Origin of the sequence: Dysosmobacter sp. HCP28S3_G4, from assembly GCF_052065175.1 — a bacterium.
Taxonomy (GTDB): domain Bacteria; phylum Bacillota; class Clostridia; order Oscillospirales; family Oscillospiraceae; genus Oscillibacter.
This window is the reverse complement of the sequence record NZ_JBQHUP010000016.1, coordinates 39,737-50,368: the sequence shown is the minus strand read 5'-3', so window position 1 is coordinate 50,368 and position 10,632 is coordinate 39,737. Positions and strand designations below refer to the sequence as shown.

Here is a 10,632-nt window from a genome sequence, read left to right as displayed (position 1 = left end):
ACTGTTATTTTGAAAACAAGGCGGCAGCAGCTTGCACCACTTCCACCTTGAATATATTTTGCTCTATTTGCACCGCATTTCGGTGTTTACACAGAATTTGGGACAGACCCGAACCTCAAAAAAATGGCAAGGTGGAAATGGAATGACTCTGCCCATTTCCTATTTTCGATTCTATTTTCCCGAATATGTGCTGAAAACCCGGTTGCCGCCTAATTGCGCAACCGGTTTTTTCGACAGGCTGGGCATTTCAAACGCAGTTTGAAATGCCCAGCCTGTTACGGGGGTTTTGGTCCGGTAATGGCCGGTGGCTTGGACCACTCAACCACATATGGTTTTTTCAATAACTGGGGCTATTTTCGGATGCACTCTGCTTCTCCTTTGCTGCCGCACATTGGCAGTTTGGGATAGCTGGGCACCATTCATTGCCAGTCTTCCGCAACCACCGGGCTGCGGCAGCAAAAAGAGAACGGCAGAGCATCCGGGCGGGACCCGGAGTTTCTACTGTAGCCAAGACCGAACATAGGAGTCCAAGCTCACGACTACTACCAGTCCAAACCCCCGTAACAGGCGCCGCGCCCGTTCCGGGCGAAGCCCGGAATGCCGCCGCCAGAGCCTTTTTCTCTTACACCATCAAAAGGCGCATTCTCTTTTTCCTCTCCAGGAAAAAGAGAATGGGGGTGTTGCCCCGCGGCGGAGCCGCAAGCCTTCGGGCTTCCCCGGCACTCCTCCTGCACTCCGGGACGGGGCGCAAAACAAAGGGGGCGGCATCCGCCGCCCCCCTGTTTTCCGGTTACATCTTCTCCGGCGCGTCCACGCCGATGAGCTTCAGACCGTTTTTCAGCACGATCCGGGCGCAGTCCGCCAGCTTCAGACGGGCTGCGGCCACCTGGGGCTCCTCGCCCTTGATGCGGCAGGCGGTGTAGAACCGGTGGAAGCAGGCCGCCAGCTCCTGGAGGCAGCGGTTGATGTGGCTGGGATCGTAGTCCCGGGCCGCCAGACGGATCTCCTCGCAGTACTGGGCCAGCTGCTTGATGAGGGCTTCCTCGGCCTCGCCGGGCAGCAGGTCCATGTCCACGTCCGCCACAGCGGGGACGGTCATGTGCTCCGCCTCCATGGCCCGCAGCAGGGAGCAGATACGGGCATGGGCATATTCCACGTAGTAGATGGGATTCTCGGAGTCCTCCCGGACCGCCAGGCCCAGGTCGAATTCCATCTGAGTGTCCGGTTTGGCGTTGAAGAACCACCGGGCGGCGTCCACGGGCACCTCGTCCAGCAGATCGGACAGGGAGATGGCCTTGCCGGTGCGCTTGCTCATCCGAACGACCTCGCCGTCCCGCAGCAGCTTCACCAGCTGCATCAGCACCACGTCCAGACGGTTGGTGCCGTCCAGACCCAGAGCGTCCACGGCGCCCTTCAGACGGGCCACGTGGCCGTGGTGGTCGGCGCCCCAGATGTTGATGACCCGGTCAAAGCCGCGGACGCCGAACTTGTTCCGGTGATAGGCGATGTCGGCTGCAAAGTAGGTGTAGAAGCCGTTGCCCCGGCGCAGCACGTCGTCCTTCAGGTCCAGCTTCTCGATCTCCTTCTCGGACTTGCCCGCCTTCCGCAGGTTCTCCGCTAGGATCTCGGCGGTCTTCAGCCACAGGGCGCCGTCCTTCTCATAGGTCCAGCCCCGGTCCGTCAGAAGCTGCACCGTGTCGGCCACAAAGCCGCTCTCATGGAGGGAGGACTCGAAGAACCACACGTCGTAGTTGATCTTGTAGCGCTGGAGGTCGGACTTCATCTTGGGCAGGTTCACGCTGAGACCGTACTGGGCCAGGGTGTCCCGCCGCTCCGTCTCGGGGGCGTTCAGCAGCTTGTCCCCATTGGCGTCATAGTAGGCCTGGGCCAACTCCTTGATGTCCACGCCCTGATAGCCGTCCTCGGGGAAGGGGACATTCTCCTCGCCCTTGATGATCTGGAGATACCGGGCTTCCAGGGATTGGGCGAACTTGTCGATCTGGTGACCGGCGTCGTTGACGTAGAACTCACGGGTGACGTCGGCACCGCAGGCGGAAAGCACGGAGGCCAGGGTGTCGCCCAGCACGCCGCCACGGGCATTGCCCATGTGCATGGGGCCGGTGGGGTTGGCGGAGACGAACTCCACCATGATCTTCTGGCCCTTCAGGTTTCCGGCGGTGCCGTAGTCCGGGCCCTCGGACTCCACGGCGGCCAGCACGTCCCGGTACCAGGTGCGGTTCAGACGGAAGTTCAGGAAGCCGGGGCCGGCGATCTCGGCGGAGGCGAAGTAGCTGCCCTCCAGGTCCAGATGCTCCAGCAGGATCTGGGCGATGTTCCGGGGCGGCATCCGCAGGGCCTTGGAGGCGGACAGAGCGAAGGTGGTGGTGAAGTCGCCGTTCCGGGTGTCCTTGGGGATCTCTACGGGAGCGGTCTTGACCTCCGCCTGGGGGAGCTTTCCGGCGGCCGCGGCGGCCTGATAAGCGGCCATGGTCAGGCTGGCGGCCTGGTCTTTTGCGTTCTGGATCATGTTAATCATATGAATACCCCTCTTTTTAATTAGGAATTAGGAATTAGGAGTTAGGAATTAAGAACCGGGAGTTGAGAATCAGGAATTTAGCAGCGGCCAATTTCTCATTCCTCATTCCTGATTCTTAATTTTTCGTCCGTACCCGGATGCGGAAGGCGTTCTGTCCGGTGGCGGTGTGCTGGATGGCGATGGAGTACCGGATGTCCAGCAGGCCGCCACGCTCTGTCAGGCTGCATCGGAGACGGCTGGTCTGGATGTCCACGCTGAGGGCACCGAAGGGCGTCTCATACAGGGAGGTGTGGCGGCAGCCCTCCTGGAATACCATCTGGGAGTTCACCTTGCCGGTGCGGGTCAGCACCACTTGACCGTCTTTCACCGTGAAGGTGGTGGTGGTCCCATCCAGGCCGGTGAGGGCCGTCTCCTCGTAGGACAGCAGGAAGCCCTCCTCCGTGACGGTCATGGTCCCCTCGGTCATCAGCTCCGAGTGGTCGCCGTCGGTGCCGTCGAAATTCTGGATGGCCCGGATCGTCAGGATGACGGGAATGGTCTTGGTGTCGGTGTTCGTCAAAGTCAACCCTCCTATGCTGCTGTGCAGATCCTCCCGGAGAAATGGGGAGGGCGGCCACGGAAACAATGGCCGTTACAAATAATATATTATACTATGGCAGAGCGGGGGTCGCAAGACGATTTTTCCGGCTTTTCAAAATTTTTGCGGCAATTTCTCGCCGAAAGAGTATAGCTTTTTTATGGAGAGTTTGCTATAATCCTCTCGAGTATCAAAAACATGCGCAAGAACCATTGCCTGGACGACTGGATCGGAGGTGTCTGAAGTCCATGAATATTGAATTGACGGAACAGCAGTACCGGTATCTGCTGGATTTGGTGTACGTAGGGAACTGGGTGATGAATTCCGCCCGGGAGAATGACCGCATCCGGGAATATGACCAAGTGGAGAGTCTGATCTTCTCCCACGCGCCGGCCCACGGCATGAAGAAGCTGGTGGAGCTGCTGGACGGAGAGATCATCCCGTCCCGGGCCTTTGCCGACGGCGGCATCCATGAGGCCATCGCGGACTACGAGGATGTGGCGTTTTACGAGATCCTGGCGGAGGAGATGGCCCTGCGGGACATGGACGGCGAGCCCCTGACACGGGAGAACTACGAGCAGCTCATGGAGCGCATCGACACGTATCTGGACGAATTCGACCAGCACGGGACGGATCATATCTCGGTGGATCTGGATGATGAGTAAAGCGAGTAAAGGGGGAGCAGGCTCCCCCTTTAGAATCCCCGCCACCAGTCTGCGGAGTGGTGCCGCCCAGGGCGGCTGGGGTCTCGGTATTTTTCCGCCGCACAGAAGGTGAATTGCCCCGCAGGGGCAAGAGAAGCCCCTCTGGAGGGTGTCGCCGGAAAAATGATTATGGCATCTTTGTTTGCCCGGAGGCAAACAAACCGGGGGAAACCTATGGTTTCCCCCTGGCCCCTCTTCCTTTTTTGAGGGGCTTTTTTCTTAATCGATCATTTTTACATAAGCAGAAAAGAGGAGCGTTATGGAGGAGAAAGCGAAGGTCTATTTTGCGGATTTCCGCGCCGACTGGCGGGAGAATCTGCCGCAGAAGCTGGCCCGTCTCATGCGGACGGCGGGCTTTGACACCATTGACATGGACGGCAAGTACGTGGCCATCAAGATGCACTTCGGCGAGCCGGGGAACCTGGCGTACCTCCGGCCCCAGTGGGCCCGGGTGGTGGCGGATATGGTGAAGGAAAAGGGCGGCAAGCCTTTCCTCACCGACTGCAACACCTTGTATGTAGGCGGTCGGAAGAATGCCCTGGACCATCTGGAGTCCGCCTATCAGGATGGCTTCACTCCCTACGTCACCGGCTGCCACATCCTCATCGGCGACGGTTTGAAGGGAAGCGACGACGTGGAGGTGCCGGTGGAGGGCGGACAGTACGTCAAGTCCGCCAAGATCGGCCGGGCCATCATGGACGCCGACGTGTTCATCTCCCTGACCCACTTCAAGGGCCATGAGCAGACCGGCATGGGCGGCTGTCTGAAGAACATTGGCATGGGCTGCGGCAGCCGGGCCGGCAAGATGGAGATGCACAGCGCAGGCAAGCCCTTCGTGAAGCAGAAGAAGTGCATTGGCTGCGGGGCCTGCGCCAAAATCTGCGCCCACGGTGCGCCGCTGATCGCCGACGGCAAGTGCACCATCGACCACGACCGGTGCGTGGGCTGCGGCCGCTGTCTGGCCCTGTGCCCCAAGGACGCGATTCAGGTGGGCTGCGACGAGGTGCTGGACATCCTGAACTGCAAGATCGCCGAGTACACCAAGGCCGTGGTGGACGGCCGGCCCTGCTTCCACATCGCCCTGGCCCGGGATATGTCCCCCAACTGCGACTGCCACGCGGAGAACGACGCCCCCATCACCCCGGACGTGGGCATGTTCGCCTCCTTTGATCCCGTGGCACTGGACCAGGCCTGCGCCGATGCCGTCAACGCCCAGCCCGCCCTGCCCGGCTCCGCCCTGTTTGACGAGGGCTGCGACCACGAGGACCACGACCACCTCCACGCCGTCCATCCGGACACCCGGTGGCAGGTGGCTCTGGAGCACGGCGAAAAGCTGGGCATCGGCACCCGGCAGTATGAGCTCATCAGGATTTAAGACCAGGAGTCTGCAAAAGCTCCCCGGACGGCAATTGCCGTCCGGGGAGCTTTTGGTCATATATCGGGGGAGAGCGGTCACGCTTTCAGACCCTTCAGCTCCCACCGGCGGCCCCGGTAGCGGGCCACGAAGAAGACGGTCCGGCAGACCCAGTCGATGTACATGGCGAACCAGATACCCAGCACACCGAATCCCAGACCGCGGGCGAACCAGACGCCGAAGATCACCCGGAAGATCCACATGGACAGGGAGGAGACGGTCATGGTAAAACGGGTATCTCCCGCGGCCCGCAGAGTCTGGGGCAGCTGGAAGGCGAGGGGCCACAGCAGGATGCCCACGCCGCCGTGGGAGAACAGAATGACCCGGGCGTAGGCGTTGGTCTCCTCAGACAGGCCGTAGATCCAGAGGATCACCGGCATCAGGGCGAAGATCAGCAGATTCGTCAGCAGCATGGATGCATAGCCCCACTTCATCAGCTTCCGGGTGTAGAAGCGGGCCTTTTTCATGTCTCCGGCGCCCACGCACCGGGACACCACCGTCACCATGCCGAGGCCGATGGACTGAGGCGCCATGCACTGGAAGGTGCCGACGATGTTGCCGATGGCGTTGGCCGCCACAGAGGCGGTGCCGAACACCGTCACCGCCGACAGCAGCATCAGCTTGCCCAGCTGGAACATGCTGCCCTCAATGCCGTTGGGAACGCCGATGTACAGGATGTTGCGGATCATGCTTCGCTCATGACGAAAGGAGAAGGGCCGGGACAGGTGCAGCACCAGATCCTTCCGGAACAGCAGCACCACCATCAGGACCGCCGCCACGATCTTGGACACCAGCGTGGGGATGGCCACACCGGCCACGCCCATGTGGAAGCCGAAGATCAGGATGGCGTTGCCGGCCACGTTGATGCCGTTCATTAACAGGGAGACGACCATGGAGATGTTGGAGTTGCCCATGACCCGGAACAGCGCGGCGCCGGCGTTGTAGATGGCCAGAAAGAACGTGGACGATTCCACGATCATAAAATAGGTGTTGGCATAGGCGGCCACGTCGGCCTCGATGGCGCCGAACACCACATGGAGGATGAAGCCCTTCAGAAGATACAGCAGCGCCGTGATGACCAGCGCACACTCTCCCATAAACAGAAAGAGCTGCTGGGCGGAGTGGTTGGCCTTCTCCATCTCCCGGCGGCCCAGATACTGGCCCGCCACAACGGCGCCGCCGGTGGCCAGCGCCGCGAAGGCACTGACCAGAAGGACGTTCACCGAGTCCACCAGGGACACGGCAGATACCGCCGCCTCGCCCACCCGGGCCACCATCATGGAGTCCGCCAGACCCACGGTGATGGCCAGCAGCTGCTCAATGACCAGCGGAATGATCAGCTTTCGCAGGTCCCTGTTGGAAAATTCAATCGATGTCTCTGACTGCATGGAGTTCCTCTTTCATGTCCGACTGCCCGTAAAAGGCCCGGGGACTGGCGTGAAATGTGTTCTGGAAGGCCCGCAGGAAGGTGGAGTATTCCTGGAAGCCGGACTGCTCGGCCGCCTTCATCACCGGCACGCCGCTGCGGATCAGCTCTCCCGCCCGCAGCAGACGCTTCTGGTTGATATACTGGTGGACGGTGTAGCCGGTGACGGCTTTGAACCGGTGCATCAGATAGTACCGGGACAGGTAGAACTGCCCCGCCAGGGTGTCCACATCCAGCCGGTCCGTCAGATGGGCGCCGATATAGCGCAGGACAGCCTCCATCTTGGGGTCCACCCGGTAGGAATCCGTCTGCTCCGCGGTCCGGTCCTTGAGAATGTCTCGGTTTACCTGGATCAGAAGCTGCTGGCAAAGGGTGTCCGCCAGCAGAGCGCCGCCGAATTCCCGGGAGCGCAGAGCCTCCTCCAACTCCTGGATGGCGGCCATATAGCGCAGCTTCTGCTCCGGATCCAGACGCAGCAGGTGGAAATTCCGCTGCCGGGCCAGCTCGAAGCAGGCGGCCAGATTCGTGTCGGAGCCGCCCCGGCGTTCCAGCCAGTCCCGGCCCAGCCAGACCACCACCCGCTCGTAGGGGGCGGAGGGATCGATGGCCACCCGATGGATGGAGCCCCGTCCCACCAACAGCAGGTCCCAGGGGCGGAGAAAGTAGGTGACGCCCTCCACCACATAGGTCACCTGTCCGCCCAGGCACAGGATGAGCTTGTCGAATTCGTGGTAATGATCCTCCAACTGCTGGGCGCGGCTGTCCTTCAAATGGAACAGCCGGAAGTCCTCGCATAGATAACCCCGTTTGTCCGCATTTGCGCCCATCTGTTGACCACCGCCTTTCGCCGCAGCTGCGGCCGCTATATCTTACCGCACTTTCCGCCAGGTTACAATCAGAAAACAGACGAAAATTCCGAGAAAAATCGATGGAATTTGACCAAATCGTCCAGAGGGCGCAATGGGCGAAATCCTGTTTTTCAGGCCGCTTCCGCCCAAAAATTTATGAAATTCGGAGAATTGCATTGACAGTGCCTTTTTGCTATACTGAATAACGGTGTAAAATCTTTGAAAAATTTTGGAGAGGAGCTGTCGTATGAGCCGTGCGGACGAGGTATTCATTCAGAACTGCCGGGATATTTTGGAGAACGGCGTCTGGGATACGGAGCAGGAGGTGCGCCCTCACTGGGAGGACGGAACGCCTGCCCATACGGTCAAAAAATTCGGCATCGTCAACCGCTATGACCTGCGGCAGGAATTTCCCATTCTTACCATCCGCCGGACCTACTGGAAGACGGCGGTGGACGAACTGCTGTGGATCTGGCAGAAGAAGTCCAACAACATCCGTGACCTGCGGGGCCATATCTGGGACGAGTGGGCGGATGAGAGCGGCTCCATCGGCAAAGCCTATGGCTATCAGCTGGGGGTGAAGCACCACTATCCCGAGGGGGATATGGACCAGGTGGACCGGGTGCTGTACGACCTGAAGCACAACCCTGCCTCCCGCCGCATCCTCACCAGCCTGTACAACCACGCGGACCTCAGCGAGATGCATCTGTATCCCTGCGCGTGGTCCATGACTTTCAACGTCTCCGGCAATGTGCTCAACGCCATTCTGAACCAGCGCAGTCAGGATATGCTGACGGCCAACAACTGGAACGTGACGCAGTACGCCGTCCTGGTGCATATGCTGGCCCAGGTCTCCGGCCTGGTGCCCGGCGAACTGGTCCACGTCATTGCGGACGCCCACATCTACGACCGGCACGTGCCCATCGTGGAGAAGCTGCTCTCCGCGCCCCAGTCCCCGGCGCCGGAATTCAGAATGGACGGTTCCGTGACGGACTTCTACCAGTTCACACGGGACAGCTTTGCCCTGGAGGGGTATACCCCCGCGGCCTTTGATGAGAAGATCCCTGTTGCCATTTGAGCGATCGAGGAGGAATACAGATTTATGAACGCCATCGTAGTCGTGGATGAAAACTGGGGCATCGGCAAAGAGGGAGGACTCCTGTTCTCGCTGCCCACAGACATGAAGCACTTCCGCTCCCTGACCATGGGCGGCACCGTCATCATGGGACGGAGGACCCTGGACTCCTTCCCCGGCGGCAAGCCCCTGAAGGGACGGCGGAACATCGTCATCACCCGGAACCATGCCCTGCACATGGAAGACGTGGAGACGGTGGACAGTCCCGAGGCGGCCCTGGCCCTGGTGGAGGGGGAGGACCCCGAAAAGGTGTGGGTCATCGGCGGCGGCAGCGTGTACACCGCTCTGGTGCCTCACTGCAAGCGGGTCTACCTGACCAAGGTGGACGCCACGGCGGGCGATCCCGACACGTATTTCCCCAACCTGAACAAGCTCCACAGCTGGAGCGTGGAGCAGACCAGCGAGCCGGTGACGGAGAACGGCGTCACCTACCGGTTCATTGATTATGTAAACAATAACATGTGAGTCCGGCAGCAGCTGAAACGGAACAAAGTCCCGGCGGGAACTCCCGCCGGGACTTTTCGCGCTGTGTGGGGTTTGAACGGTCCGCGGCCTTATGCCGACGGACCTTCGCCGTCCCGGAGACTGCACAGTCCGGCGCCGATGGCCGTGGCGAAGGTGGCGTTCTCCGGAATGATGTAGTGAATGCCGTAGAGCTTCTCGAAGTTCTGAAAATTGGGTCCCGCCTGGTCCAGGGTGGTCATGGAGCCGGTGAGCACCACCGTGCGGGCGCCGCAGCTCTGGCAGGCCAGTACCGTCATGGTGCCAATGGCCTGCAATACCAGATTCACCACGCCGGCGGCCAGATCGGCGGGGGAGGCGTCCTCCGCCAGATTGCCGAAGTTGGCGGCGGTCATGTCCGGGTCCAGGGTCGCGGCGGCGTTCCGGGAGATGTCCTTGATGGTCAGATCCACGTGGTTCAGGTCCCCCTGGGCCGCCAGCTTCTTGATCTGGCCGAACCGCTCCATGTCCACCAGCTTCCGGCACAGGCCTCCCAGGGTGCCGCCGCCGATGCCGCTGCCGCAGAGATGGCGCACCGTGCCGTCCTGCTTCGCGTACAGGAAGGCGGTGCCGGTGCCCATGGTCACCACCACGGCATCGTCCTGCCCGGACAGGGCCAGGGCGCCGGTGCCGCTGGCGGAGAACTCGTCCACCCGGCGGGTGGGGATGCCGTAGATGTCCCCCTCCACGTAGGACGCGCCCACGCCGGTGAGGACGATCTGCCGCACGTCGTTCAGGGACAGACGGTTGCTGTTGAGAAAATTGCCCAGGGCGCCGAACAGGGAGGTGAGCTGGTCCTCCGCCCGCACCCGGAGCATGGCCAGGACGGAACCGTCGGGCCGCAGGCCCACGATCTTGGTGGTGGAGCCGCCGATGTCGATGCCGAGAATGATATCCATGGAAAAACCTCCAGTCGATGAGACGCCGTTACCGGATGACGTTCCAGTACAGATACAGGCCAAAGGGAATGAGGATCTGTAAGATCAGAATGGCCGGGATGCCGAAGCGGAAGGTCTTGTGGAGGGTCTTGTGATGCCAGACCCGCATGCCCAGCAAAGCGCCGACGCTGCCGCCGATGGCGGCCAGCAGGAACAGCGTCTTCTCCGGCACCCGGCGGGTGGCTTCATGGGTCTCCTTCCGTTTGGCCTTCAGCTTGTCGACGCCGAAGACAAAAAAGGTGACGATATTGATGAGGAGCAGCCAGCAGGCCAGCCAGCCCCAGGGCGAGCCCAGGACGGCCCAGATGAAATCATTGTGGGCCTCCGGCTGATAGACGGCGAGAACTGTGACCATGGCGGCACCTCCGCATAAAAACAGGTTGACCGGAAAAACCGGACAAGTCATTCTACCAGATAATCCCCCTGTTTTCAACCCTGTCCGGCCGGGGACTGACCAAAAGCGCCGCCGACGGTCCGGCCATATCGTCCATCCGTCGGAAATGGCTGGACGGCGGCGAAAAATCCCCGTATACTATGGGCAGAAGGGGGGCGG

At 60.9% G+C, this 10,632-nt stretch carries 10 protein-coding genes; 4 read left to right on the top strand and 6 right to left on the bottom strand.

The window, feature by feature from the left end; genetic code table 11:
• Positions 1-790 precede the first annotated feature (790 nt).
• Positions 791-2,536: an arginine--tRNA ligase gene (gene argS / locus ACTNBU_RS05750; RefSeq protein WP_441031693.1), complete on the bottom strand. Its 1,746-nt coding sequence runs from the start codon at positions 2,534-2,536 to the stop codon at positions 791-793.
• 115 nt (positions 2,537-2,651) lie between these two features.
• Complete coding sequence (locus tag ACTNBU_RS05745) at positions 2,652-3,095, bottom strand: DUF1934 domain-containing protein (protein ID WP_441031691.1); 444 nt, start codon at positions 3,093-3,095, stop codon at positions 2,652-2,654.
• Positions 3,096-3,361: 266 nt separating this feature from the next.
• Between ACTNBU_RS05745 and ACTNBU_RS05740 the strand changes: the two genes are divergently transcribed.
• Together ACTNBU_RS05740 and ACTNBU_RS05735 are read left to right on the top strand one after the other, a co-directional pair.
• Positions 3,362-3,778: a hypothetical protein gene (locus ACTNBU_RS05740; RefSeq protein ID WP_441031690.1), complete on the top strand. Its 417-nt coding sequence runs from the start codon at positions 3,362-3,364 to the stop codon at positions 3,776-3,778.
• A 298-nt stretch (positions 3,779-4,076) separates the two neighbouring features.
• Complete coding sequence (locus tag ACTNBU_RS05735; protein ID WP_441031688.1) at positions 4,077-5,192, top strand: DUF362 domain-containing protein; 1,116 nt, start codon at positions 4,077-4,079, stop codon at positions 5,190-5,192.
• 77 nt (positions 5,193-5,269) lie between these two features.
• Here ACTNBU_RS05735 and ACTNBU_RS05730 read toward each other — a convergent pair whose 3' ends face one another.
• Both ACTNBU_RS05730 and ACTNBU_RS05725 read right to left on the bottom strand, forming a co-directional pair.
• Positions 5,270-6,619 carry an MATE family efflux transporter gene (locus tag ACTNBU_RS05730; protein WP_441031686.1) on the bottom strand — a complete coding sequence of 450 codons (1,350 nt, stop codon included), beginning with the start codon at positions 6,617-6,619 and terminating at the stop codon, positions 5,270-5,272.
• The gene (locus tag ACTNBU_RS05725) at positions 6,597-7,484 is read right to left on the bottom strand and encodes an AraC family transcriptional regulator (protein WP_441031684.1); all 888 of its coding nucleotides are present in this window, start codon (positions 7,482-7,484) and stop codon (positions 6,597-6,599) included. The genes ACTNBU_RS05730 and ACTNBU_RS05725 overlap by 23 nt, the downstream gene beginning before the upstream one ends.
• Positions 7,485-7,752: 268 nt before the next feature.
• On the opposite strand from ACTNBU_RS05725, the gene thyA reads away from it, so the two are divergent.
• Both thyA and ACTNBU_RS05715 read left to right on the top strand, forming a co-directional pair.
• Positions 7,753-8,583, top strand: coding sequence for a thymidylate synthase (thyA, locus tag ACTNBU_RS05720; protein WP_441031682.1), 831 nt, complete (start codon positions 7,753-7,755; stop codon positions 8,581-8,583).
• Positions 8,584-8,607: 24 nt separating this feature from the next.
• Positions 8,608-9,105: a dihydrofolate reductase gene (locus ACTNBU_RS05715; RefSeq protein ID WP_441031681.1), complete on the top strand. Its 498-nt coding sequence runs from the start codon at positions 8,608-8,610 to the stop codon at positions 9,103-9,105.
• Positions 9,106-9,194: 89 nt separating this feature from the next.
• On the opposite strand, the gene ACTNBU_RS05710 is transcribed toward ACTNBU_RS05715, so the two are convergent.
• Entirely contained in the window at positions 9,195-10,040 is an 846-nt protein-coding gene (locus ACTNBU_RS05710) for a BadF/BadG/BcrA/BcrD ATPase family protein (protein ID WP_441031679.1), read from the bottom strand.
• A gap of 28 nt (positions 10,041-10,068) precedes the next feature.
• Positions 10,069-10,434 (bottom strand): DUF1294 domain-containing protein, encoded by a 366-nt coding sequence (locus ACTNBU_RS05705; RefSeq protein WP_441031678.1) that lies wholly within the window; start codon positions 10,432-10,434, stop codon positions 10,069-10,071.
• Positions 10,435-10,632 lie beyond the last annotated feature (198 nt).